The organism is Brevibacillus sp. MER 51 (assembly GCF_023714195.1).
Classification (GTDB): Bacteria; Bacillota; Bacilli; order Brevibacillales; family Brevibacillaceae; genus Brevibacillus.
Genome location: NZ_JAMAUS010000101.1, coordinates 1 through 230, shown reverse-complemented (window position 1 = coordinate 230; position 230 = coordinate 1). Strand labels below are relative to the sequence as shown.

Sequence of the window (230 nt, the reverse complement as noted above, 5' to 3'; positions counted from 1 at the left end):
AGGCTGAGAACTTGAAGGAAGAAGAGTACACAAGCGCGAGCTGGGCAGAACTGAAACAGGCGTTGGAAAAAGCGAATGAAGTACTGGCTGATCCAAATGCAACCCAGCAAGAAGTAGACGAAGCGCTGGCGGCACTGACAAAGGCGAGAGACGGTTTGAAAAAACCAGACGAGCCTACGCCTGCCGTCGACAAAACGAAGCTGCAAGCCAAAGCAGATGAAATCAAGGCT

Annotated in this window: 1 pseudogene; it reads left to right on the top strand. The window is 51.3% G+C overall.

Annotated elements, in window-relative coordinates:
* Nucleotides 1-230: pseudogene (locus tag M3630_RS30855) on the top strand (S-layer homology domain-containing protein); the annotation flags it as partial.